The following is a 26,417-nucleotide window of genomic DNA, read 5'->3' on the forward strand; positions in this document are numbered from 1 at the left end:
TGGTGTTTTCCAGATTAACACGTTTGTTTAATTTCAGTTTCCACATGATGCGTCATTGGATGGGACATTAGTCTGATCTGACTATTGGCTCCGTCGAGAATGCTCTCCAACACATTTAAAATGTCTTCTTCTGACACCTTATTTATTGCTTCTTGCATCTTATGTGTATATTCCAAGGGATCAACTTGCTCATAATGTAACCAAATATACCGTGCGAAATCCGACGCCGTCCTTGGCGTTTCGCTTACTTGTTGAATTACTTGATATTTTACATGTGCCAAATTTTCAATAAGCTCTGAAAAGCTTTCTATCACTTCTGCAATGACTTCTTTTACATTGTGATAGATAACATCCGGCGAGGTATTTGGTGCTTGAGTATAAAATACTAGACCGGCTTGTTGATTGATTGGTTTGTAACCAACACCAACGGAATAACCTAGTTGTCGAATGTTTCGCATCTCAACAAAAAATATAGGACTGAGTAAACACTCCAACATAAGTGCAATTGCGACTTCTTTTTCCGCACTATTGCCGTTTTCACCCATAACTATCTGTTGGTAAAGCACAAATGCATTGTCTGCTGTACTTGTGGATGTTGCATGGGTAACGATGGATTTATGAATCAGATTGGCGGTGATTTTGGGCTTTTTCCACTTAGTATCAATTATCATTCGGCTGTCTAAATGCTGCTTCACGCTTTCGGCCATCTTTTTTGTCCAGTTACCGACCATCAAGCTTTCGATGTGTGTTTTCGAAAAATAAAGTTGTTGATGTTTAGTCGCTGTTTTAAAAGATAATTTTTCAATACCGTCGAGTAGTATTAGCGGTTCGAGTACATTAGGGTGAACGCGATTAGTGAGAATAGAAATCAATCTATTGACAGGTTTTTGTAACAAATTTTTATTTAATTTCCGTTTTATCAAAAATTTACTACGTTCAAATTCTTGTTGTGAAAATTTAAATGCTGTGGTGAGGTTGATTAAGTCGAGTACGAGCAAAATCTGCTTTTCGGTGAAACCACTTGTATGAATACAAATGCCATGTTGATGCCCATAAACTCTATAGTAGAGTCCAGCAAACTCCGATAGATAAAAAGTGCGTGACAATTTTGTTTGCAGCGCTTCTAACCAGACTTTTTTTACTAACACGTTTTCTGCAGAGCCAAACATACTTTGACAGCTTATCGAAATATATATGTCACCAAGTGGTTTGCTATTTTCTATAAATTGCATGAATTTGAATTTCATGCCTGGCTCTTCCCAATGTTCGACGGACAGGTCTTCTGGATTAAATGGGAACACACGTAAACTTGTCGGCATGTATTGGTTTTGTTCAGGGAGCTTGAATGTGTACTTATCGTCTAACTCGATAGGTTTTGGTGAGCTTATTGAATAGTTGACGTCGTAAAAATCAGTACAATCAGAGTAGATATCCAGTGTCGTAAACACATATGTGGTTGGAGACAAGTCTGACAATGTTGAAATAAGGCCATTTAGTCTTTGTTTTACTAAGTCGTCATCTAGTCGCAATGCTTCGCTTAGATCAGTGTTAGCACACACGGTGTTAAGGCGTTCGGCCATATCTATGGTGGCATCCATCATACTTTGCGTTTTTCCAAAGTGTTGTGCCAATACTAGTTGTTTTTGTTTTTCTCTAAATCGCCAAGATTCGATATCTGTGGATTGTAAAAACTCCAAATATTGTCGAGTAACGAATTTTATTCTAGCAATAAGCTCATCACTAATTTGAGGCTTAGAAACAGACATTTTTATTTGAATTTCTTCAATGGTGTTGTCTTCTAATCCACCCGTTACGATTAGTTGCTCTACATCACATATTCTTTTGAGCGTGTCTGTGAGGCCATATTGTTGTTTGCTATCGAGTAATTGCTGCAACATCGTAAGGGCCAAGTTGTCTAATTCGTCATTACCAATTTTTTCAACGATAAAACTTAAAATCAGCGCTTGAGAGCGAACGACAGGTTCAACGAAAATTAACTTCCCCTGTGCCTCTTTATCAATGATTGAAGGCAAGCATGGTGTGTCGATGCTAGCGTTAGCTCTAATGTGGCTTGTCAGTATCGATTCAATCTTCGGTAATACATCTTGGAATACGTTATTAGGTAAGGTTATGCCAACTGCGATATTGTCAGCACAAAAATGCGTTGAATGAAATTTTCTTAGTTGTTGTATAAGTGTTTCAACATCTACTTGGCAAAAGGTGAGTCTGTTGCCTACCGTAAAGCGGCTAAAGGGGTGGTTAGGGTTAGTTTGTGTTTGTTGTACTGATAAAATTCGGCGTTGCTCATCGCGTTTTTTCAGGGAAAATTCTGCATCAATGGCGTTAATTTCTCGCGTTATCTCTTCTACCGTAAATAATGGGTTAACGATTTTGTCGATTAGAATGGAGACGCAATCAATAAAATGTTCGTGTGGGCATTGTAAATGAAAATTTGTCGTTAATGAGTGCGTCCAAGCATTGACCTGACCGCCACGCTGTTCGACGTATTTCTGCAAAAAACCTACTTCAGGGTATTTTTCATTGGGAGAAAAAATCAAATGTTCGAGTAGGTGAGTGAATCCAAAGCACTGTTCTTTTTCGTAGTAACGACCAGACCGTACACTAAATGAAATTATACTATAGTCATTATTGTGTTGCTTTTCTGCCGCAATTCTTAGACTATTTTGCAACTCATTGGTGTAAATAGTCGTCTTGTCGTTATTCGTCAAGGTATATGACCTCTACTTGGTTACTTTCCTAGACTAAAGTAGTAAAGGAGCAGTAAATGCAGTTATTTTTTAGGTAAATCGCTGTTAACAACCCACTTTATAAATAGCGTCGATTAATAGCAATACTTTAGAAGATATGAAATGAAACTAATTATTATGCGCCACGGTGAAGCTGAACCATATAACAATGATGACGTTAATCGGCAGTTAACACGGTTTGGAAAAACTCAATCAGAGTATGCTGGACGTAGGCTTGCTGAATACTTACAAGATGATTTAAATAAACCGAGTATTCACAAGTTGTTAGTGAGCCCTTATCGACGTACGCAACAAACTTATCAAGAAGTCGCCAAAAAAATTGCTATTTCTGACAAAATAGATACTGACCTTATTGTGCCTGAGGCAAATGTACAACAAGCCACAGATTATATTCACGGCCTTGCTTGCAGTGATAATCCTCCAGATAACTTGATGTTAATCAGTCATATGCCCTTTGTTAGCTTACTCGCTGATAAAATTTGTTTCGGATTTAATGCAAAAATTTTTACGCCTGCCGATATACTCATTGTTGACTACAATGCAAAAGGCCAACAAGGAAAGCAGTTAGCTTTGATTCAAAGCATAAGTTAGGAGTGGTTTTTAATAATGCCTAGAGTTTCACTACCAGTGACGCTTCAATTAGCGCTTAAACAACACGTTGCTGCCGCCGATATCGATGATGACGATGAACTTCGCATGTTGATGGTTAAGCTAGGTGATTTGAATGAAAAAATTGAAGCCGTCAAACAAAAGGTGCGCGATAATCGTTTAACGAAACGATAGGTGTTCGCGCGTCTTGATATTTTTTTGTGTTTAGTCGATGGATTCTTGCTCTACGCTAACATAGTACTCAGGCTGTATACGCACAGTCTTAATCATATTACCACTTATATCGATAATTTCGATTGGATAACCGGCTAAACGCAGACTAATGTTGTTTTCAGGGATTTCTTCAAGATATTCAACAATTAAGCCATTGATAGTCTTTGGGCCATCAGTAGGAAACTCCCAATCCATTTCTTTATTTAGTTCTCGAATATTGGCGCTTCCGTCGACTAAATAGCTACCGTCTTGTTGTTCTACCGCCTCTTTACTATAGTCAGGTAACATGTTGGTAGTGAAGTCACCGATGATCTCTTCTAGTATATCCTCCAAGGTAACTAAGCCTTGTATATCTCCATATTCATCGACGACGAGTCCAATTCTCTCGCGCTCTTGTTGAAATTTAAACATAAGTTTATGCAATGGTGTAGATTCGGGGGTGTAGTAAATTTCCCTGACCGCTCTTAGCATTGTCGCCTTTGTAAATTGATCTTTTGATAATAGGCGTAAAGCATCGCGAACGTGCATAAAACCAACGGCGTCATCTATACTGTCTCGATACAATAAAACCCTTGTGTGCTGTGAATAAGTAAGCTGTCGCTGTATGAGTTTCCAGTCATCGTTAATATCGATAGCGAAGATGTCACTGCGTGGGACCATAATATCTTCTGCAGTCACCTTTTCTAAATCTAAAATGCTTACCAGCATATCTTGGTGTTTTTTAGGGATCATGGAGCCGGCTTCGTATACTACGGTGCGAAGTTCCTCTCTGCTAAGTGAGTCGCCATTGCCACCTTTAGGGTTCATGCGGAATAAAAATAGTATGCTATTTGTAATGCCATTTACGCCTTTTACAAATGGGGTCATGATAAATAACAAGGGCAGTAATATAACTGAGCTAGGAAATGCGACATTTTCTGGGTGCAGCGCAGCGTATGTTTTTGGTGTAACCTCCGCAAAAATAAGAACAATCAGTGTAAGTCCAAATGTGGCGACAATTGGCCCGTAAAAGTCACCAAACAAGCGCCAACACAAAATTGTAGCAACCGTGGTTGCGGCAATATTAACGAGGTTGTTACCAATTAAGATTAATCCAATCAGTCTATCTGGTCTATTCAGCAAGGATTGCACGCGTCTGGCGCCTTTATGACCTTCATTCGCTAAATGCTTTAAACGGTATCGGTTAATGCTCATTAAGCCTGTTTCAGAACTAGAAAAATAAGCAGACAATACGAGCAATATGCCTAAGATTATGTAGAGCGTTGAGTTTGACAATTGATCCAAAATATCTACCTATTCTCAGAGCGTACTTGAGTTAGCTGAGTGATTAATAAAGTAAGTTTATCCAATGATGACTTCCTGCACTATGCGTGAGCCAAAGTAGGCTAATGATAAAAATGCAATACCAACCACGTTAACAATGATGGCATGGCGCGCTTTTAGCCCTTTTTTGTGATGAAAAATAAGTGCGCTAATGAAGGTAAGTAGTGCGACGGTCGATAACGTAGTCTTGTGTGCATAGCCTTCAGCAAACATATTTGGCACAAATACGAACCCAGATATAAGGGAGGCTGCCAATATTAAAGTGCCTAGCAACATGAGTTTGTAAAGAATGTCTTCAACGAGTAAAAGTGGAGGAAGGTCGCTATGTAGCATAGTTTTTCGTTTGTGCTTTAATTGATAATTAATGTAACTCAATTGCAATGCGTATAGCATCGAGATACCCAAAATACCGAAGGCTAAAATTGACAGCGTAATATGTGCGATTACGCCAGAATTCATACTTGAATCGATGCCTGTTGTTGCAGGAAAAATTAAATGTAGAAATACAAACAACGCCGATAAGAAACAAACGATAGGCAAAAACACTATGTTTTTGATGAGTTTATTCAACATATACATGCTGGCTGATACAAGCCATGCTAGTGTTGCTAGCACAAAGGTTAGGCTGAGTTTTTCGCCATCAATTTGCTGGATACTGAGAATTAAGATACTTAAGTGAATGGCAATACCTAACATCAGACTGCCTTGGGCGACTTTAGTATTTTTATTGTCTTGCGCTTGACCAAAAAATTGTCTGAGCACAAGCACTCCTGCTAACAAGTAACAGATCATACTGATGACAGAAGTAATAGAAACAGCTGACATTTACATCCTTTGTTATTAGTTAGATAGTGCTAGACGTTACAAACCAGCATCCTACGTTTGCAGATAGTAATCTAATCGAAAGCTATTGCAAAGTTTCCGCTTACCCCAATCTTTATTGTATACTTACGCACAACAGTTTTGTACAACCAATAATAGACATATGTTTCAGAATCTAAGCGATCGCCTCGGGCAAACACTCAAAAATATCAGCGGTAAGGGAAGACTCACCGAAGACAACATTAAAGACGCATTACGTGAAGTGCGTATGGCACTGCTTGAAGCCGATGTTGCACTTCCTGTGGTGAAAGATTTCATTGGAAAAGTGAAAGAGCGCGGGCTTGGTACTGAAGTTAGTAAGAGTTTAAAGCCAGGACAAGTATTTATTAAAATAGTGCAGTCTGAATTGGAGTCTGTGCTAGGTGCTGATAGCGTTGGTTTAAATCTCGCCGCCTCTCCTCCTGCGGTTGTCATGATGGCTGGTTTGCAAGGTGCAGGTAAGACGACCAGCGTAGGTAAGCTTGCAAAGTACTTGAGCGAACGTGAAAAGAAAAAGGTGCTAGTCGTTAGTGCTGACGTATATCGGCCGGCGGCGATAAAGCAGCTCGAAACGCTAGCAAATGAAGTTAATGTAGAGTTTTATCCGTCAACCATTATGCAAAAGCCTGTGGATATAGTGAATGCTGCTATTGCCCATGCAAAACTTCAGTTTATAGATGTGCTTTTGGTCGATACTGCCGGTAGATTGGCTGTTGACGAAAAAATGATGGATGAAATAAAGGCACTTCATGCGGCAGTAAGTCCAGTGGAAACGTTATTTGTGGTTGATGCCATGACGGGGCAAGATGCCGCGAACACCGCTAAGGCCTTTAATGAAGCATTGCCGTTAACCGGTGTTATTTTAACTAAAGCTGATGGTGATGCGCGAGGTGGTGCGGCGTTATCGGTTAAACATATCACTGGTAAACCAATAAAATTCTTGGGTATGGGTGAAAAAGTCGATGCCTTAGAGCCTTTCCACCCTCAGCGTATTGCTTCTCGTATTCTCGGGATGGGGGACGTGCTTAGTTTAATCGAGGAAGTTGAGCGTAAGGTTGACCGCACAAAAGCCGAGAAATTGGCGAAGAAAGTTCAAAAAGGAAAGGGGTTTGACCTACAAGACTTTAAAGAACAGCTAGAGCAAATGCGTAATATGGGCGGAATGATGTCGCTAATGGATAAGCTACCTGGTATGGGTGGCATGTCAGCAAAAATTAAAGATCAGGCAAATGATAAACAGTTCACACAAATGGAAGCCATCATTAATTCCATGACGCCTGGCGAAAGACAACGCCCTGATGTTATCAAAGGCGCGCGAAAACGCCGCATAGCCGCGGGTTCTGGCACACAAATTCAAGATGTAAATCGCCTCCTTAAGCAGTTCACTCAAATGCAAAAGATGATGAAAAAAATGGGTGGCGGCAATATGAAAAAGATGATGCGAGGTATGGGCGGAATGATGCCTCCAGGTGGTATGGGTGGCGGAATGGGAGGTTTTGGTGGCGGATTTCCACCAAAACGCTAGTTAGCAACGAAAATATAAATGCCAAGTGTATTTCGCCTCATAAGGCCATGAGGCGAAACAGTTGATAGATTTAAATATACGCAGACTTTTAACGATGCTGATCGATAAGCACTGGGTTGCCATCTGGGTCTTTTAGTGAAATATGCGCTGGGCCACTCGAGTTTTCATCGATAATAGCGTCTAACGCTATGCCTTTTGACATAAGTTCTTTTTGTATTTGTCTAATGTCGTTAAACGGATTAACTTCTTTTGCTTGATTGTTCCAACCTGGGTTAAATGTCAGCATGTTTTTTTCAAACATCCCTTCAAAAAGCCCAATTGTCGTGCTATCGCCGTTGCGCAAAATTAACCACTTTTGTGATATATCACCGCCGGTAATGACGAAACCTAAGGCTTCGTAAAAATTCTTAGACTTTTCAATATTTGAAACGTTTAAACTAATAGAAAATGCACCCAATTCCACTATAACCTCCAGAAGGCCTTTTAAATACACTCTATCAGCATAGATGAAAATCAATATTTTGCTAAGACCCTTAGTATCAATTTGGCGTAAAAACTCTTAAGACGTTAACTCTGTTGAAACAAACGCACATAACGTAATCAAAATTTAACGATTTCATCTCTACAGCCGATAAAAATATAGTCTAAAGTATAGATAGGTTGGTGTTGTTTTGTACAAAACATCTTTTCTATACGCGTCGTATTTACGCATTCTCTAGACGTCAATTTTTTAGACGTAGAATTAAATTAATTGCTATGAAATACCTTTTATTTATTAAATTCATTTTATTAAGTGCTTTGGGCTTATATTCGGTTTTTGCTTCTGCGGCAGTGCCGCTATTTTCTGATGCTACGCCAATGGTAAATGTTTTTGAAAACACTGTTTATGTGGCCGATATCGTGGCTACTGATGCAGACTCAAATGCTATTACGTATAGTATCTCCGGCGGAGACGACCAAAGTCTTTTTTCCATTGATGTTAACACCGGCAGTTTACGTTTCAATTCGTCGCAAGACTTCGAAACCCCGCTAGATAATGACAGTAACAATGATTACTTAGTCGAAGTTACTGCCACTAATGTAGATGGATTTGCCATTGCAAATGTGACAGCAAGTATCGTCGATGACGTAACGCCGCCGTCATTCGAAAATTCGATGCCTCGAATAGATAGTTTTGATGCGACTTCAATCACCTTTAATCTGGATTTAGATGAAAGTGCTTCAGTATACAGTGTTGCGTTGTCTATGGGATCAGGAGCTCCCTCGGTGGCTCAGTTGGTAGCAGGGCTTGATAGAAATAACACCCCAGCGATCAACAACAATGTGCTACTAAGCAATACAACATTTACCGGTCAGTTAACTATTTCGGGTTTATCAACGAGTCTTGGCTCGCGATATGACGTGTATCTAGCGGCGGAAGATTTAGAAGGCAATCAGCAGGTTTCATGGGTTAGTTTTGGCTTACAAGACATAGATACTGATGGTGATGGCACAAGAGATACAGCCGAAATAGACGCTGATAATGATGGTGTTCCAGATACAAATGAGGGGCTTGATGGAACGAATAGCCTAAGTGAATTTAGTTTCTTAGATGACGATAATGATGGCGTTCCGAATTTTTTTGAACTCATGACACCTGCGCAATATGTTGATGTAAATGGTGATCCTTTAGACAGCGATAGTGACGGCACAATTGACTATATTGAAGCATATCCTGGTAAACCTGACATCCCATATTTTTTAAATTTTAATCCAACATTTACGGCCGTTAATATTACATCTTCTGCAATAGGAGCCGCTGGGGTTTTTGTCGCAGATGTTGATGCTGATGGTGATATGGATGTGTTATCGGCAAGTGCCGGTGACAATACAATTGCGTGGTATGAAAATACCAGCCTTGTTTTTTCTCAGCATGTCGTTGCTAATACTATGCTTGGCGTACGTTCTATTGTGGCGAGAGATTTTGATGGTAATTTATCGATTGATATGGCATCTGCAAGAAGTGCAGAGAACCAAATTAGTTGGCATAAACAGGAAGGCGATGGCAGTTTTACGAATGTGACGTTTTTTGGTGGAGCCAACAATGCCCAAGACGTATTCGGTGCAGATATAGATGGTAATGGTCATATGGATATTTTGTCAGCAAGTGAAGGGAATGACCTGCTTAGGTGGCACCCAAACAATGGTATTGAAACCTTTGGAATTATCTCAATTGATGATGTATCAGACGGCGCGAGATCAATTTTTGCTGCGGATATAGACAGTGATGGTGACATCGATATTCAAGCCGCCAGTGCCGAAGATGACACTATTGCTTGGTACGAAAACGATGGCATAGAAAACTTCACCAAACATGTGGTAACTGCTAGTGCTGATGGCGCTCGAGCGGTCTATGCGATTGATTTAGATGCTGATAATGATGTTGATCTTCTTTCCGCGAGTTTCATTGACAACAAAATAGCATGGTATGAAAACAACAATTTGACATTTACTGAGCACACTATTGACAGCAATGCATTGGGTGCTACACACATTGATGTGATTGATGTTGACGGCGATGGTGACCTTGATGTTGTTGCTGCAAATTACAACGAAGATAGTATTGTTTGGTACCAGAACGTAGATTTGAGTTTTAGTCGTCGGGTCATTGATAGTGCAGCGCTTGGTATTTTGTCTGTGCATTATGGCGATTTAGATGATGATGGCGACCTTGACCTTTTGTCTGCAAGTGAATCAGACAATGCTATAGATTGGTATGAAAATACACCAACGTTAAATGTAAATGTGTTAGAAGGGAGTACGTCAGCACTAACAATTGCCGCTAATGATCATGATGGTCAAGATATTACCTACGCGATAACAGGGGGACCAGATGCGTCAGATTTTGGTATTAATGCGACAAGTGGCGATATTAGTTTTAATGTTGTTACAGACCATTCAAATCCGGTAGACAGTGATGTTGACAATATTTATGAACTTGAAGTGCAAGCAATGTCGGTCGACGGAAGCGTGTTTGGTGAGTTGTTTATTACGGTTGATGAGAATGTTGCGCCTGTAATTAGTGGTTCGCCGGATACTTCGGTGTCTGAAGACACTCAATATAGTTTTACACCAACGGCGACAGATGCAAATAGTACAAGTCTAACGTTTTCCATCAACAATCTGCCGGGTTGGATGACGTTTGATTCAACAACTGGCATGTTGAGTGGTACACCTAGTAATAACGATGTAGGCGCTTATTCAAATGTCATTATCTCAGTCTCTGACGGTGTATTTACCGATAGTTTGGCGAGCTTTACTGTAACCGTCGAGAATGTCAATGACTCCCCAGGCATCATAGGTTCTCCCGATTTAACAATTGATGAAGACATACTCTATCATTTTACTCCTACTGCTTTAGATATCGACAGCAATGATCTTTCTTTTTCAATCGTGAATAAGCCAAGTTGGGCTAATTTTAGCCATGATACAGGAACACTGAGTGGCACACCGACAAACGACGACGTTGGACGCTTTGAAAATATCGTTATCAGTGTATCGGATGGTGCATTAAGTTCGCAGTTGGAAAGTTTTACGATAACGGTGACGAACATCAACGACGCGCCGGTGATCAGTGGAATGCCGCCTTTGTCAGTTGAGGAGGATTCTCCATATACTTTTGTTCCAAATGCAAGTGATCAAGACAGCTTTGAGCTTACCTATTCGATTGACAATATGCCGAGTTGGGCGTTATTTGATGTGTCCACTGGTATTCTGAGTGGCACACCGACAAACGACGACGTTGGGATTACAAGTGATATTGTGATAAGTGTGTCAGATGGAGCGTCAAGCGATCGCCTACCGCCGTTTAACTTGGAGGTTGTGAATGTCAACGATGCACCGGTTGTGAGTGACATAGTTGTGAGTCTTAGCAAAGATGATTTGACGAATAGTCCCGCATTTGAGACGTCAGCACTTGCGAGCGACGAAGACAATGACGCTCTTGAAATTCTTATTGTATCGCAGCCTTTGTATGGTATTGCGAGCGTGAATGGCTCACTGATTAGCTATCAATCTACGCGTCAGTCAAATACCGCTACGGTCGATGAAGATAGCTTTACTTATAAAGCAAATGACGGAAACTTGGATTCAAACGTTGCTACTGTAAAGCTTACCTTTCTTTCTAGTAACAATCGGGCCCCAATAGCACAGGATGATCAACTGGTACTCCCTGCGAATGACGTAAATCGATATGTTTTAGATGTCATTTCGAATGATCGCGACCCTGATATAGGCGACACTATCGCTATCGTGAAGGCAAGTACGCAAATTGGTCTCGTATCTATTGTTGGTAATATGTTATCAATAGACATTCCAGAAGGGTTCGTTGGTGAGGTGGATCTTTTATATACTATTGCTGATAGTTTTGGTCTAGAAAATGATGCGTATGTTCGTCTGCGTATTTCAAACGATATGATCGATATGGGTCCAGTGTTGAAAGTGCCTGAAGACATCGTTGTGAATGCGTCAGGTCTTTTAACGCCAGTTGATTTCGGTATTGCCACAGCTTTTGAACGACAGTCTGATTTGCAAATACCTATTAGCGTTGCTGGTGATACGGGTATTTTTGTACCAGGGAAACATTCAGTGGTTTGGCAGGCGACAGATAGTCAAGGAAACACGCTTTCACAACGTCAGGATATAACCGTATTGCCAATGATTTCATTCGGGCTTGACCAAATTGTCGAAGAGGGTGAAATTGCGACAGTTGAGGTATTTTTAAACGGAGTTTCGCCTAGTTACCCAGTTATTGTTGAGTATGATGTGAGTGGCACTGCGAGCTCAGGTGATGATTTCATTATGCCGTCAGGTGAAGTGCATATCGAAGAAGGGCTTTCTGCACAGATAGAAATTCAAACAGTAGATGACGTTTTAGTCGACGATCTTGAAAATATTGTGCTAACGCTGTCGGACAAGCACAATTTGGGCGAAAATAAGCAAGCCGTAATTACCGTCGTAGAGCGAGATGTTCCATATATTGTGAAATTATCGGCTATCCAATCTGGCGAGCTAAGAACCTTGGCCAGTCGAAATGATGGGCAGGTTATCGTCAAAGCATCATCACAACGCGCTACTTACAAAGAGAACCTTATCTATCAATGGAACATTGAAGACATCCTTTCTAAAACGACGTCACAAAATTTTATCGAGTTTCTTCCACGTGACCTTACTGATGGTGTTTATCAAGTAAGTGTTAATGTGTTTGATCATACTCAAATTCAGCCACTTGTTGCGCAAGATCGAATGTTCCTTAAAATAGCTGAAAACTTAGATGTGTTGTCGGATCAAGATAGTGATTTAGATGGCGAAATTGACCGTCGTGAAGGCTACGTAGACAATCATAGAAATGGCATTCCGAAATACTTAGACGCTCACAACCAATGTAATGTCATGAGTACTAACATACAAAATAGCCAACGTTTTTTAATTGAAGGTAATATGGGTATTTGTATTGGTTTAGGCAAAACTGCATTGCAGAATAATCAATTTGTGCCTGAAGTAACGTCATTGCTAAAACCATCTGCGAGTTCTGGATATAAGCTTGTTGGCGGTATTTTTGATTGGGTTGCAACGGGTATTCCAACTAATATCGACACCTATCAGATTGTTTTACCGCAACTTGTGCCTATACCGTCTGATGCTACATATAGAAAATACATAAATTCTGAATGGCTTGAATTTACCCAGAATGCGAACGAATTTCTCTCAAGTGCTAAAGGTGAAGAAGGTGTTTGTCCGCCACCTGGTGATGATGACTATATTGAAGGTCTTATTCCTGGGTATTGGTGCGTACAACTAAATATCGCAGATGGTGGCCCTAACGATATGGATGGACAACGCGATGGCATACTTGTTGACCCCGGTGGTATAGCGGTGCGAGCGAGTGACAACATATTGCCGATTGCAATAGACGATATAGCAAGTATTCGGTTAAACGTGGCAGTAGATATTGATGTACTAGAAAATGATACTGATGCAAATAATGATGAGTTGAGGGTTCTGCGCGCGTCGTCCACATTCTCAATACTCGAAATCATCGAAGATAGAACAATTCGATATTTTCCAAAACTCGATTTTGTCGGCACTGATATTGTGAAATACGTTATTAGTGACGGCAATGGCGGTATTTCTAACGCCGAAGTCGAAGTGACGGTTGCACCAAATCAGCATCCCCATGCAGTAAATGATCAATTGCAAGTAGATCAATCCCAATTTGAAATAGATGGTGGTGTAGACATTCAGGTGCTGTCGAATGACAGTGATCCCGATGGCGATAGATTGTCAGTGTTAAATGCGTCGGCTGATTTTGGTGACGTTTTTATTCGTAACAATACAAGCTTGTACTTTACGGCAATGAAAGGTTTTTCAGGTGAGGTAGAAATTCACTATACAGTCGGTGATGGCATGGGAGGCGAAGCCTCAGCGACGGTTTCAATCCTAATTGTAAAAAGCCGTCGCGGCGGCGCATATAGTATTTATTGGGGCGTCATTATGCTCATTGCATTTTTATTGAGATTGCGCCCCAACCAAGCTAAACGACAATAAGTTGGTTTTTAGGTCTTAGTACTTTTAGTCGACTAACGCTTGATAAACAACATTCCTAAAATCGTCATGATATGGGTGAAAACCCATAGGTAAAAATTGTGTCATGCTGATCATTATCATATTTTCATGAGGATCAATACGGAAATACGTTGAGGCTGCACCACCCCAGCCATAGTTGCCCGTTGAGCTCATAAAGCTTACTGCATTTTCATCAACAGTCACCGACATAGCAAGGCCGTAGCCTTCACCATTAGCGCCGGGCGCAAAAGGAATTAAATTATCCGGCAAATGATTTGAGCTGAGATATTGCACTGTTTTACGGCCCAGAATTCTTGCACCATTTAGCTCGCCACCATTGAGTAACATCTGCGTAAATTTGAAATAATCGCCAATGGTTGATGTTAGTCCGCCGCCGCCATTATGCACAACAGGATCACTAGCAAAGTCGCCTAACATCGGGTTTGCGTTAACAACCGTTTGTCCCTTGTCTCCAGGCCCATATATCTGCGCTAAACGACTTTGTTTTTCTGCGGCGACATAAAAACTCGTGTCGCTCATATTAAGTGGCGTGAAAATAGCTTCTTGCATGTACTCGCCTAACTTTTTCCCTGTTAAACGTTCAACTAAGAAACCAATAATGTCGGTGTTAACGCCATAATGCCATTTTGCTCCTGGCTGATGAACTAAGGGTAAGGTTGACAGTTTTTCTAAAGCGGCTGCAGAGCTCGCATTATTTAATTCAGCAAATGCTGCTTGATATAATTTGTCCACTGGACTTTGAGAGAAACCATAGGAAAACCCTGCAGTATGCAGAAATAGTTGCTTCACGGTGACTGATGACTTTGCGTCTTCTAATACCATGTCATCACCTTCACCACTGACATATACCTTAAGGTTTTTTAACTCTGGTAGGTGTTTTTCGATAGGATCGTTCATATGAAACAACCCTTGTTCCCACAGTGTAAGTGCCGCTACTGCAGTAATCGGTTTTGTCATAGAGTAAATCCGAAAAATGGTATCTTCTGACATCGGAGTCTGTGCTTCTCTATCTCTCATTCCGTTGGCGGATAGGTGCACAATTTCGCCATTTCGAGCAACTAAACTTAAGGTGCCTGCCAATTTGTCGGAGGTGATGTAGCGTTGCATCATATCGTCAATACGAGCCAAACGCTTTTTTGAAAACCCCTGTACTATTTGTGAATCGTTTGTTTTTTCAGATGTCGCTATTGTTTGTAATGGGGCTGCTTGGCATGCACCGATAACAAGCAAGCTACTGAGTAAAAGTGTCTTTGTCGTTAGTTTCATATTCGTCTTTTTTTAGTATGTGGCGTTCTAATGTGAATTTAGTGTTAATTAGTCTAGGCGAATTAAAGCATATAAACAAAGAACAATTTATGACAAATAAAAAATGAGAAATAGATTACCTAAACTACGTAGATAGGTGCGAGGCACCTTGGCGTGACTACTCTTTACCTAACTAGCACCGTCTTTTTTCTCCCGCCTGTTTATTTGCCATAGCCCAGTGAGCATCAATAAAGGTTAATCAGCTAGCGCTGGACATTCCTTTATATCAGTACTTGTATCTAGTTGCAGTATTCGTCCTTTATCATCCATATTCATCGCCATCATGTCACCTATATGCGGTTGGATGTGCAAGGTGGGAGAAGTTTGTATGTTCTTTAAAAGCGCCTTAGTAATTTGGATAACTTCATCATTGCAAGTGAATAATTTAATGCCATCTTCATTATCTTCAATTACTCGCGCAATCTTTTGATCATCAAAACTACGAAGTTCTAACGTATTGATGTATTCGTTAAACGCATTGTCATATTTAACTCTGTGGGCGCCAGCGATGGTAGTTGTTGCTTCGCTAGCTAAGCTATGTATTTCAATATCAACGTAATTGATGGTGCTTCTTTCGTGCTGAAAGAATTGGATACCAAAGACGATTGCAGCCACGGCACAAGTAGCCAAAACTGCGCTGTATTTAAAAAAGCTACCAATAGCATGATGCCAAGGTTGCGCCGTCGTATTATTAAACAAATTTTGCTGCAAACTCTCGGGCACTTTGCACTGTTGTTTTCTGTTTTTATACAATTTAGAAAACTTGTCCTCGTAATGTTCATTGTTTTGTTTATTCACCGACATGATATCCCTCCAGTAAATGTTGTAGCCTTTGCTTTGCATAGCGCAGTCGAGTCTTGATTGTTTCTGGCGGGGTATTAGTAATGCTTGAAATATCGTTAACAGTAAACCCTTCTTGTTGTAAACAGAATGCTTCGCGTTGATAAAATGGTAATTGCGTTAGCGCATCATTAAATTCATCAGCAATACATTTATTGTCTAAGTCAGATGCGTGAACGGGAGGATGCTTTTCCCCATAAATAGGGCCATCATTGTTTATTTCTGTATTATTGACTGTTGTTAGGTCAGATAGTTTATTAGAGCGTTTATATTCGTCAAAGATGCTATTTCTGACAGATGAAAACATGTAAGCTTTGAAGTTTTTTTGCTGTTTAAATTTTTCAGGGTGTTCGAGTAACTTTAACCAAAGCTTATGCGATAAATCTTGAGCAGTTGCATAATCAGTGAGTGTCAGCGCAAAATGAAAAATATCATCTGCATACTTTTTATAAAGGTGCTCAACGATTTTCTCGTGTCTCGTAACACTTGCTTTTTCATTAGTATTTCTTGAGTCAGAAGCGCCTGTGAATACATTATCGAGTTGTTTTAACAGAATTGATAACACAATACCTCCTTAACGTCCCTTGTAAACCTTTGCACTATTGCACACGTTCTCAATAAATATTGCTAATTTGATAGATTAAACTCTAACTTTACTTGTAAGCCACTTACAGGCGTGGGCTTACCTGCGTTCATCTGAGGTTGATACTTCCATTTTAGTAGTGCTCGTCTAGCTGCGCGTTCAAATATGCCTTTTGGTTCTGCATTTACAATTTTAATATCTTCGACATTGCCGGTGGCAGTGATATTGAATGACATTACCACAAAGCCTTCAATGCCGTCACGTGCTGCATTTACCGGGTATGTTGGATTAGCACGAACCAGAGGCCTCAAATCTGTAGCGCCAAGGCCTAGTGTAGGTTTTGTATTTGTATTAATGCGTGGTTTTTTCATTGTCCAATTGGGTGTGCCAATTGTCGGTTTAACTTTTTCAATGTGTGCCACAGGTGCTTTGGGTGGTTGTGTTAATTTGGGTAGCGGGACAAGCGTTTGCTTTATAATCGTTTTTTCGGGCGGCGCTTCATAACGAGAATTTACAAATAATGGCGGTGGTGGTGGAGGCGTGTTCACCCCTGTATTTTCGGTCAATTTCTGCATGGCAACAAATAGTGAGAATGTCACACCAAGCGCAAGCACAGTCTGAACGCTAGTCGATAGTATTTTTTGTAATGTTGAAACATGCGCGTAAGGTAATGTTAATGAATTTGTCATCGCTGAATCCTTATTTTTTGTAGACTATTTATTGTTCATTCATGGATAAGACGATTCAAAATGGTTAAAGGGGTGAATGATTTCAAAGTTTTTTTTGCATGAGTGACATTTAACGCCCTTCTATTAACGGTAGGTCTGTTTTAAGCCTTGCATTTGTAGCTTATCTGCGTATAATTCGCGCACCTTTTTGTCAGTGGTTGGCAATCAGGTTTGTTAACGGTAACGCGACAACGAGTTTGAGGCATATATGGTTACTATTCGTTTACAGCGTGGTGGTGCAAAAAAGCGCCCATTTTATCAAGTAGTTGTGGCTGACAGCCGCCGTGCACGCAACGGCAAGTTCATCGAGAACATCGGTTTCTTTAACCCAACAGCACAAGGCCAAGCAGAAAGACTACGTCTTGATCTTGAGCGTATTGAGTACTGGGTTGGTAAAGGTGCTGGATTGTCAGACCGCGTATCACGCTTGGTAAAGGATGCACAAGCAGCAGCTTAATTCGCTGTTGCTAAATGGAGTAAAGATGAGTTCTGCGTCTGACAAATTAATTGTTGGCAAAATTGGGGCACCAAACGGTGTACTCGGTTGGGTCAAAATTAACAGCTTTACCCAGCATCAAGAAGATATATTTGATTATGTTCCATGGTTTTTGGGAGATGATCGACAAATAAAGGTTGACCAATGGCGTACTCACGGCAAGGCCCTTGTGGCTAAGTTAGCGGGTATTAATAGCCGAGATGATGCTGAGCTTATTAAGAATTTAGACATAAGCGTTGAAGAATCTCAGTTACCAGCATTAGACGATGGCTTTTATTGGAAAGATTTAATTGGCATGCAAGTCGTTACTTCAAAAGGGTACGATTTGGGCGTTATCAAACAAATGTTTGAAACAGGTGCCAATGATGTAATGACAATAAAAGCAAACGATAATGACGCCTTTGGGCAAACGGAACGTTTACTTCCTTTTTTATACGACGACGTTGTATTAGAAGTGGATAAAAACGCCAACACTATTACAGTGGATTGGGACCCTGGGTTTTAATGGCGGCAGTGCAGCGATTTTGTATTGTTACATTATTTCCAGAGTTATTTACGCCATTTATAGAGCAAGGTGTATTTGGCAGGGCGGTAAAAAAAGGATTAATTGAAGTTCATTTAATTAATCCGCGTGAGTTCGCTCACGACAAACACCGAACTGTTGATGACCGGCCTTATGGTGGTGGTCCTGGCATGTTAATGATGGTGCAGCCTTTAGCAGACGCTATTGCCAAGGCTAAATTGCTTTTGGCAGACAACAGTAAAGTGATTTACTTGTCCCCACAAGGGACGCAACTTAGCTTTAATGGCGTTCAGCAATTAAGTGAGTATTCAGATATGGTGCTCATTGCCGGACGTTACGAAGGTATAGATGAGCGAGTAATCGCCACCTTAGTCGATGAAGAATGGTCTATTGGTGATTACGTGTTAAGCGGCGGTGAGTTACCCGCAATGGTGTTAATGGACGCAGTTGCTAGATTAGCGCCAGGGGTATTAGGGCATAAAGACTCTGCCAGTGAGGATTCATTTTCACAGGGTTTGTTGGATTGCCCTCATTATACTCGACCCGAAACGTTTAATGATTTGTCTGTGCCTAAGGTGTTGTTAAGTGGTGATCACGAGAAAATTAGACAGTGGCGACTTGAAGCATCGCTTATTAGAACGCTTCAACGTCGACCAGATTTGTTAAATGACCTAGCTCTGACTGAGGAGCAACAGGCGCTGTTAAAAAAGATTCAACAGTCCTGATGCGGCTAGATGGCAGTTATACTAGGATGAGAGGATTAGATGAGTAAAGTCAATCAAGATATCATCAAGAAGATTGAACAAGCACAACTAAAAACTGATTTACCAGAATTTGGCCCTGGTGACACAGTTGTTGTGCGAGTTAAAGTTAAAGAAGGTGACAAAGAGCGTCTACAGGCGTACGAAGGTGTTGTCATTGCTAAACGCAACCGCGGTTTACATTCTGCTTTTACTGTTCGTAAAATTTCAAGCGGTGAAGGTGTAGAGCGTGTGTTCCAAACTCACAGCCCAGCGGTCGATTCAATTGAAGTGAAGCGTCGCGGTGCAGTTCGTAGAGCGAAACTATACTATCTACGTGAACGTTCAGGTAAATCTGCACGTATCAAAGAAAAACTTAACTAAAATTAATTCCGCTTTATCGTTAACAATAAAAACCCGCCGTTTGGCGGGTTTTTTAATGTTCGAAGTGTTCTACTCTAGTTATGTGTCCAGTCTCGGTCCCATGATACCCGTCAAGTAAATATGTTTACTACTCTTATGCACCAGCTATCTTGCAATATTTTTCACTTCTCGCATAATGATGAAAAACGCCATGCGTTAAAATAATAACAATAATGGAGAGCATCATGCAAAACACCCAATCTACATGGGTGACGCGAGCCTTAGATCGTGTCGAAGTAGTTGGTAACAAATTACCTGATCCAGCTATTATATTCTTTATTTGTTTGTTGGTCGTGTGGGTCTTCTCGGCTGCGCTTTCTCAACTTTCATTTGATTCAATTGACCCTCGCACGGGTGAAGCCATTGTTATCAATAATTTGTTGACTGGGGATTCAATCGCCGACTTTTTAAGTCGTATGGTCAAAATATTCACTGGCTTTGCGCCCTTAGGTGTTGTACTCGTGGCTATGTTGGGTGTGGGTGTTGCGGAGCATTCGGGTTTTATTAGTGCCGGTTTAAAGCGTATGTTAGATGCCACGCCGAAAACATTTTTGACCCCAATGGTCGTGTTAGTCGCTTTAGTTTCACACACCGCTACCGACGCGGGTTATGTACTCGTTATTCCATTAGCAGGTGTTATTTTTTATGCGATGGGAAGGCATCCCTTAGCGGGTATTGCGGCAGCATTTGCGGGGGTCAGTGGTGGTTTTTGTGCTAACTTTATACCGTCGGCGATTGATCCATTGTTACAGAGCTTTACACAAGAAGCCGCCCGCATCATAGATCCAACCATTGAAGTAAATCCGTTAAATAATTACATATTTAATTCTATTTCATCCGTTCTGATTATTAGTATTGCATGGTATTTAACTGACAAAGTAGTTGAGCCTCGTTTAAAAGACGTCGAAGTGGATGGTAACCCTAACGATATTCCTAGGTTCGAGGATTTAAATCCCAAGCAAACAAAAGCCTTACGTTGGGCTAGTTTGTCTATGTTAGTTGGTTTTGTTGCGTTAATCGCGGTATTAATACCCGAATCTAGCCCAATGCGCGCGCCATCGGGAGAGCTAACTTCATTTTCTGCACCTATCATGCAATCCATTGTGCCGATTATTTTCTTACTCTTTTTATTGCCCGGTGTTGTTTATGGTTACGTGTCGGGAGCGTATACGTCAACTAAGGACATGATTGATAGCATGACAAAAGCCATGCAAGGCATGAGTTACTACGTGGTCATGGCCTTTTTCTGTGCATTATTTATTGATGCTTTTGGTAAGTCTAATCTTGGTGCGCTACTCGCCATCGAAGGCGCTCAAGTGCTAAAAACCCTAGGTTTGCCGAGTATGGTGACGATTGTTGGCATCATACTGCTCACGGCCTTTGTGAATCTATTTGTAGGATCTAGCTCTGCCAAATGGGCATTATTAGGACCTATATTCGTGCCAATGTTAATGCAACTCGGTATTTCACCAGATTTAACTCAAATTGCTTACCGCGTAGGGGATTCATCTTCTAACATCATTACGCCGTTAATGCCGTACTTCCCGCTCGTTGTCGTTTACTGTCAGCGCTATGTTAAATCTACTGGCATTGGCACACTGTTATCGATGATGCTGCCATATAGCATAACGATCCTCATTGCGTGGACTATATTTTTACTTATCTATTGGTCTATTGGTATTCCATTGGGCATACAGTCTAGCTACATATATCCAGCGGCTGGTTGAGTAAGTTAAGGGCGCATTTCTATGCGCCCCATGTGCTCGAAATATATGTATAACGGTAGTGCTGTATACCATACTCAGACTTAACATATAGACAATGAGTGACAAACGTGGCTTATGAGTTCATGATGCCTTTGGCAATGCATTGAGCTTTCCGTCCACATCCCATCGAATTTAATTATTCACATCAAGCAAGGATGCTCGCATATTTATATCAAATATCAAAAAAAAATTGCTCTCTCGGGCTGCTTTTGTTACAACTCACACCACGCGTAAAAATAAAAAAATAAAGCACGCACACGACGTATAGGGATCCAATTACTATCGACAGAATCTGGCTAGTCATAGCCTAGAATGGTCTCTTTTTTTCAAACTTGTGGCAGGTGACTAAGTATCATCTTGCCCGATAAATCAGTGTTAGAGACAATGCAAAAAGATAGTGTTAATAATTTACACGTTAGTGGTGAGAGAGTACTGGTAACCCCAGAAGCACTTGCTAACGAAATGCCAATAAGTGATAAGGCAAGAGGCTTTGTCGAATCTGCAAGAAGCACCATTTCAGACATCATCCACGGTAAAGACCATCGTTTACTTATTGTTTGTGGGCCATGTTCTATACATGATGTTAATGCCGCAAAAGAGTATGCTGAAAAGTTAAAAGCCTTACACGAATCGTGCAAAGATTCTTTGTATATTGTTATGCGAGTATATTTCGAGAAGCCTCGCACAACAACGGGTTGGAAGGGCTTAATTAACGATCCTCATCTAGATGACTCTTTTGATATTGAAAATGGCCTGCGTACTGCTCGAGAGTTGCTCAATTATCTTGCCGAGCTTCAAATTCCTGTTGCAACAGAAGCGCTAGATCCTATCAGCCCGCAATATCTTTCTGAGTATTTTAGTTGGGCGGCGATCGGTGCAAGAACCTCCGAGTCTCAAACACATAGAGAAATGGCTTCAGGCTTATCCATGCCGGTAGGCTTTAAAAATGGTACTGACGGTAGTTTGGGTATTGCTATTAACGCGTTGAAATCTGCTGCCTCGGGCCACAATTTTATGGGGATTAACAAAAAGGGGCAGGTGAGCGTTATTAATACGTCTGGTAACCCCGATGGCCATATTATTTTGCGTGGCGGTAAGCAACCAAATTATGATTCTGTTGCTGTCGCTCAATGTGAAGCTGATTTAGCAAAAGCCAATGTTACCTCAGCCCTTGTCGTTGATTGTAGTCACGCGAATTCAGCAAAAGACTACAGACGCCAACCTTTGGTTGCTGAAAATGTATTTAACCAAATCTTAGAAGGCAATAAATCCATTATAGGTATCATGCTTGAAAGCCATTTAAATGAAGGTAATCAGGGCATGAACGGAAAGTCGTTAGACGAGTTAGCGTATGGCGTTTCTATTACTGACGGTTGTATAAATTGGGAACAGACAGAAGCATTGATTCAACAAGCGAGCGAAAAACTAAATGCAGCGCTTAAATCGCGTCAACAAAAGTAATTTCTAATGGCAGAAGACCCAAAGGAATCACCGTCTCTTGAGGAATCTTTAGCGGCACTAAGAGAGCAAATCGACGAGGTCGATACTGCGCTTGTTGATTTGCTCAAACGTCGTTCTGAAATAACGACTAAAGTAGGAGAGCTAAAAAGTAAGCATGCAATGCCTGTTTACGTCCCCGAGCGCGAAAAATCGCTCATTCAAGCTCGGCGATGCCAAGCAGAAGCCGCAGGGGTTAACCCTGATTTGATAGAAGACCTGTTGCAAAGAATGTTTCGCGAATCCTATCATTCTCAGCATAATAACTACGCTTGCATTAATGCTGATATTCAACAAGTCGTTATCGTTGGTGGTGGTGGTGCCTTAGGCAAGGTTTTTGTTAAGCTATTTATGCAGTCTAAGTATCAGGTCAGTATATTAGAGAAAGACGACTGGGAAAATGCGGATAGTCTCTTATCTAATGCCGATTTGGTTATCATTGCTGTGCCAATAAATGCGACTGAAGATGTTATTCACGCGTTGCCTCAGTTACCAAAGCACTGTGTATTAGCAGATGTCACCAGTATTAAAGAAAAGCCCCTGCAATGTATGTTAGAAAAGCACAGTGGGCCGGTAGTGGGTTTACATCCAATGTTTGGTCCTGATGCACCAGGCATGATTCGGCAAGTGGTGGTGGTTTGTCATGGGCGTGGCGAAGAACAGTACCAATGGTTTTTAGAGCAAATGCAATTGTGGGGGGCTTCATTGCATATAAGTACTGCTAATCAGCATGATAAGGCCATGAGCATTATTCAGGTAATGCGGCACTTTTCTAGTTTCGTTTATGGTTTACATTTGCGCAATGAAGATCCAGACATCAACGAACTCATCGCTTTTAGTTCGCCTATTTATCGACTTGAGCTAGCGATGGTTGGGCGACTTTTTGCTCAAGCTCCTCAGTTATATGCCGATATCATCTTCGAGAACTCTGAAAATATCGATTTACTCGATAGGTTCATAGGAAGATTTACGAAGGCAACACAGCTATTAAAACAAGGTGACAAAGCCGGTTTTATTGCTGAGTTCAAGGACGTATCAGCCTGGTTTGGTACATATGCGTCCCAATGTCTCGTAGATAGCAAACAAATGTTATTAAAGGCAGACGACAGTCATCTCTTAAGAAAAAAATAGTGCTCCGTCTGCCAGAATAGCGATATTTTGGTTATAGGAGATGTTGTGTCTTTACGGAAGCGTTTAATATTATCACTACTGGCGTTAGCGGTTGTATCTACAATTGTCGCTGCGGGCGTTTCACTCTTTGTTTCTTCAAGCGAGTCAAGCAATTCACTTAAGGCACAAACGCAACAGCAGTTGATTTCACAATCGCAAAGTGCGGCTGACGGGTTAAAAACTTACTTTTCTACCATCGCACAGCAGATATCGACTAAAGCCTCTGATGATAGATGGCGAGATGCTGCCGTTAATTTTATATCGTCTTTCAATCAATACCTTGATCAACGTGGCGACACGCCTTCAAATCAGTCGCAGTCTATTCAGCAGTATTACGAGAATGAATTTGCCACTACGTATAACGCAAGAAATAACGGAAAACCCTTAGATGTTAACGCCTTATATGCTGAGTTATCGCCAACAGCGCTGGCGTTGCAATATGACTTTATTTCAAATTCACAATTTCCGCTTGGTGGTAAAGATGAACTGAGAAAGCTTGATAATCAAAGCGCCTATGCTGACATTCATGGTTCTTTTCATGGAGATGCGAGGGAGTTTTTACAAGCTTTTGGTTATTATGACATTTTTATTGTCGACGCCCAGTCAGGGAACGTGGTGTATAGCGTGTTTAAAGAGCTTGATTTTGCGACAAACTTAACACGTGGTGTGTATTCAAATACAGGTATTGCAGAGGCATTTAATCTAGCGGTGAGTTCAAATACTGAAGGACAAGTGTTCTTTAGCGACCTCGATAATTATCTCCCATCTTATGAGGCAATGGCTGGTTTTATCTCAAGCCCAATAGTTGTAGACAATAAGACGGTCGCCGTCGTTATTTTTCAGATTCCACTGGACAGAATTAATAATTTGTTGACTCGTGGGCAAAATTGGCTTGATAAGGGGTATGGCGCGACCGGCGAAACCTATTTAGTCAGTCCTCATGAAGTACTCGTTACAGAGAGTCGGTTTTTCCTAGAATCAAAAACTGATTATTTGAATCTAATGTCATCCATATCCCCTGCTATAGCTGATGCTGTTGAAAGTGCAGATACTACCGTTGGTTTCCAAAAAATAGAGAGTGTCAGCGTTAAAAAGGCTCTAGGTGGCGAGTCCGGTTTTAATGAGATTGCTGATTATCGCGGCGAGGCGGTTTTTTCATCGTATTTACCAATAGCCATTGGCGAACGAAATTTCGCACTCATTACCGAAAAAGATGTTGCAGAGGCGCTAAAACCCGCGAGAGAACTCACCAGTAGCTTGCTAAAAATTACGGTAATTATTTGTATTGCGGTAGCGCTTACTAGTAGCATAGTTGCATTTTTTATTGGCAATTCTATTGTTAAACCCTTAAGCCGCGTCCGATCAAGTTGCCTTGAATTAGCTAAAGGAGAGGGTGACTTAACCGTAAGGTTAGAAGATTGCGGCGTGAGTGAAATTGACGATTTGGTTGATTCTATTAATCAGTTTTTAGATCAAGTACATGATATTATCTCAAAAATCAAGATAGACGCTTGCTCTTTAGCATCGTCTTCCGAACAGCTCAATGCAGTGACAGAAGCGAGTAAAAAGTCGACGGCTAAGCAGTCCGAGCAAACACAATCTGTGCTGACGTCAATGCATGTTTTATCGGACTTGATAGAAGAAATTGCCTCACAAACCTCAAGCAGCTCGCAGCGCAATATAGATACCAAAGAAGACTTGGCAAAGAATAAAACCGAGTCTCAGCAAGCAGCATCAAGTATTCAGTCATTAGTGCAGCAGATAAAACAAGCGAGTGACACCATTCGTTCACTTCAAAATGATGTAAATCAAGTAACAGAATTTTTGGATGTCATAACGAGTATTGCTGATCAAACAAATCTGCTTGCGTTGAATGCTGCAATTGAAGCCGCCAGAGCAGGCGATGCCGGCAGAGGTTTTTCAGTTGTCGCTGAAGAAGTGCGTTCTTTAGCTATTCGCTCGCAAGAGAATACGGACAAAATTTCCAAAATAGTGGAACAGATGAATTCAAGTTCTGACAATAGCGTGGCGGCCATGGAGAGTGCCGTTGGGGTTGCGGATGAAGGTTTGCAAAAAGTGAATACGGTCGTATCTGCGTTGACTAATCTTACAAATGTGTTGGAAGAGTTGCAGAGTGTTGCCGACCAAGTATCTGAAGCAACAGACAAGCAATCTACACTGTCAAAAGACGTGAACGAGCGCATGAACACAATTCGTCATATGTCTGAAGATGCAGAAAATTCTGCAGATCAAACAAGTGAGTCTTCGCACAAATTGGCAGAGATGGCGACCCACGCAATGGAATTGGTAGGGCGCTTTAAATCTTAAGTGAGTTTAGTTTTTTACAGTTAGCTAGCCACAAGACGTCGGTGGCAGTATAAAATGAAAGTACTAGTGTTGTATTTCTGCGGTAAAACAGTAAT

20 protein-coding genes are annotated in these 26,417 nt (G+C 41.0%); 12 read left to right on the top strand and 8 right to left on the bottom strand.

Translation table 11 applies throughout. The features are described 5' to 3' along the window. Positions 1 to 14: 14 nt before the first annotated feature. On the bottom strand, positions 15 to 2,729 hold the full coding sequence (locus QQK00_RS14825; protein WP_284218394.1) for an insulinase family protein: 2,715 nt from the start codon (positions 2,727 to 2,729) through the stop codon (positions 15 to 17). Between the two features lie 141 nt (positions 2,730 to 2,870). On the opposite strand from QQK00_RS14825, the gene sixA reads away from it, so the two are divergent. Next, positions 2,871 to 3,359: a phosphohistidine phosphatase SixA gene (gene sixA, locus QQK00_RS14830; protein WP_284218395.1), complete on the top strand. Its 489-nt coding sequence runs from the start codon at positions 2,871 to 2,873 to the stop codon at positions 3,357 to 3,359. Positions 3,360 to 3,374: 15 nt separating this feature from the next. Beyond that, positions 3,375 to 3,551, top strand: coding sequence for a hypothetical protein (locus QQK00_RS14835; RefSeq protein ID WP_284218396.1), 177 nt, complete (start codon positions 3,375 to 3,377; stop codon positions 3,549 to 3,551). A 30-nt stretch (positions 3,552 to 3,581) separates the two neighbouring features. On the opposite strand, the gene QQK00_RS14840 is transcribed toward QQK00_RS14835, so the two are convergent. Both QQK00_RS14840 and QQK00_RS14845 read right to left on the bottom strand, forming a co-directional pair. Next, positions 3,582 to 4,874 (bottom strand): HlyC/CorC family transporter, encoded by a 1,293-nt coding sequence (locus QQK00_RS14840; protein WP_284218397.1) that lies wholly within the window; start codon positions 4,872 to 4,874, stop codon positions 3,582 to 3,584. Between the two features lie 57 nt (positions 4,875 to 4,931). Continuing rightward, on the bottom strand, positions 4,932 to 5,675 hold the full coding sequence (locus QQK00_RS14845; RefSeq protein ID WP_284218398.1) for a cytochrome C assembly family protein: 744 nt from the start codon (positions 5,673 to 5,675) through the stop codon (positions 4,932 to 4,934). 223 nt (positions 5,676 to 5,898) lie between these two features. On the opposite strand from QQK00_RS14845, the gene ffh reads away from it, so the two are divergent. Continuing rightward, positions 5,899 to 7,299, top strand: a complete 1,401-nt coding sequence (gene ffh, locus QQK00_RS14850; protein WP_284218399.1) for a signal recognition particle protein — start codon at positions 5,899 to 5,901, stop codon at positions 7,297 to 7,299. A gap of 88 nt (positions 7,300 to 7,387) precedes the next feature. Here the strand turns inward: ffh and QQK00_RS14855 are convergent, their stop codons facing one another. Then, positions 7,388 to 7,762: a VOC family protein gene (locus QQK00_RS14855; RefSeq protein WP_284218400.1), complete on the bottom strand. Its 375-nt coding sequence runs from the start codon at positions 7,760 to 7,762 to the stop codon at positions 7,388 to 7,390. Between the two features lie 293 nt (positions 7,763 to 8,055). On the opposite strand from QQK00_RS14855, the gene QQK00_RS14860 reads away from it, so the two are divergent. After that, positions 8,056 to 13,884 (top strand): Ig-like domain-containing protein, encoded by a 5,829-nt coding sequence (locus QQK00_RS14860; protein WP_284218401.1) that lies wholly within the window; start codon positions 8,056 to 8,058, stop codon positions 13,882 to 13,884. 24 nt (positions 13,885 to 13,908) lie between these two features. On the opposite strand, the gene QQK00_RS14865 is transcribed toward QQK00_RS14860, so the two are convergent. The 4 genes from QQK00_RS14865 to QQK00_RS14880 form a co-directional block, all read right to left on the bottom strand. Then, a complete protein-coding gene (locus QQK00_RS14865) occupies positions 13,909 to 15,189 on the bottom strand; it encodes a serine hydrolase domain-containing protein (protein WP_431307745.1) in 1,281 nt (426 codons plus the stop codon). Between the two features lie 234 nt (positions 15,190 to 15,423). Then, the gene (locus QQK00_RS14870; protein ID WP_284218402.1) at positions 15,424 to 16,032 is read right to left on the bottom strand and encodes a hypothetical protein; all 609 of its coding nucleotides are present in this window, start codon (positions 16,030 to 16,032) and stop codon (positions 15,424 to 15,426) included. Then, complete coding sequence (locus tag QQK00_RS14875; protein ID WP_284218403.1) at positions 16,019 to 16,633, bottom strand: RNA polymerase sigma factor; 615 nt, start codon at positions 16,631 to 16,633, stop codon at positions 16,019 to 16,021. Before QQK00_RS14875 ends, QQK00_RS14870 begins: the two co-directional genes overlap by 14 nt. Before the next feature lie 62 nt (positions 16,634 to 16,695). Continuing rightward, positions 16,696 to 17,340: an energy transducer TonB gene (locus QQK00_RS14880; RefSeq protein ID WP_284218404.1), complete on the bottom strand. Its 645-nt coding sequence runs from the start codon at positions 17,338 to 17,340 to the stop codon at positions 16,696 to 16,698. 247 nt (positions 17,341 to 17,587) lie between these two features. Here QQK00_RS14880 and rpsP point away from each other — a divergent pair, with 247 nt between their 5' ends. From rpsP to QQK00_RS14920, 8 genes are all read left to right on the top strand, one after another. Further along, positions 17,588 to 17,836, top strand: a complete 249-nt coding sequence (gene rpsP, locus QQK00_RS14885; RefSeq protein ID WP_284218405.1) for a 30S ribosomal protein S16 — start codon at positions 17,588 to 17,590, stop codon at positions 17,834 to 17,836. Between the two features lie 25 nt (positions 17,837 to 17,861). Next, a complete protein-coding gene (rimM, locus tag QQK00_RS14890; RefSeq protein WP_284218406.1) occupies positions 17,862 to 18,380 on the top strand; it encodes a ribosome maturation factor RimM in 519 nt (172 codons plus the stop codon). After that, positions 18,380 to 19,123, top strand: a complete 744-nt coding sequence (gene trmD, locus QQK00_RS14895; RefSeq protein WP_284218407.1) for a tRNA (guanosine(37)-N1)-methyltransferase TrmD — start codon at positions 18,380 to 18,382, stop codon at positions 19,121 to 19,123. The genes rimM and trmD overlap by 1 nt, the downstream gene beginning before the upstream one ends. 39 nt (positions 19,124 to 19,162) lie before the next feature. Beyond that, positions 19,163 to 19,522, top strand: a complete 360-nt coding sequence (gene rplS, locus QQK00_RS14900; protein WP_284218408.1) for a 50S ribosomal protein L19 — start codon at positions 19,163 to 19,165, stop codon at positions 19,520 to 19,522. 224 nt (positions 19,523 to 19,746) lie between these two features. Then, on the top strand, positions 19,747 to 21,288 hold the full coding sequence (locus QQK00_RS14905; RefSeq protein WP_284218409.1) for an AbgT family transporter: 1,542 nt from the start codon (positions 19,747 to 19,749) through the stop codon (positions 21,286 to 21,288). 423 nt (positions 21,289 to 21,711) lie between these two features. Beyond that, positions 21,712 to 22,788 (top strand): 3-deoxy-7-phosphoheptulonate synthase, encoded by a 1,077-nt coding sequence (locus QQK00_RS14910; RefSeq protein ID WP_284218581.1) that lies wholly within the window; start codon positions 21,712 to 21,714, stop codon positions 22,786 to 22,788. Between the two features lie 6 nt (positions 22,789 to 22,794). Continuing rightward, a complete protein-coding gene (gene tyrA / locus QQK00_RS14915; protein ID WP_284218410.1) occupies positions 22,795 to 23,955 on the top strand; it encodes a bifunctional chorismate mutase/prephenate dehydrogenase in 1,161 nt (386 codons plus the stop codon). A gap of 45 nt (positions 23,956 to 24,000) precedes the next feature. Further along, positions 24,001 to 26,322: a methyl-accepting chemotaxis protein gene (locus tag QQK00_RS14920; protein ID WP_284218411.1), complete on the top strand. Its 2,322-nt coding sequence runs from the start codon at positions 24,001 to 24,003 to the stop codon at positions 26,320 to 26,322. The last annotated feature ends 95 nt before the right edge of the window (positions 26,323 to 26,417 follow it).

Origin of the sequence: Agaribacter marinus (genome assembly GCF_030160655.1) — a bacterium.
In the GTDB taxonomy this organism is placed as follows: domain Bacteria; phylum Pseudomonadota; class Gammaproteobacteria; order Enterobacterales; family Alteromonadaceae; genus Glaciecola; species Glaciecola marina.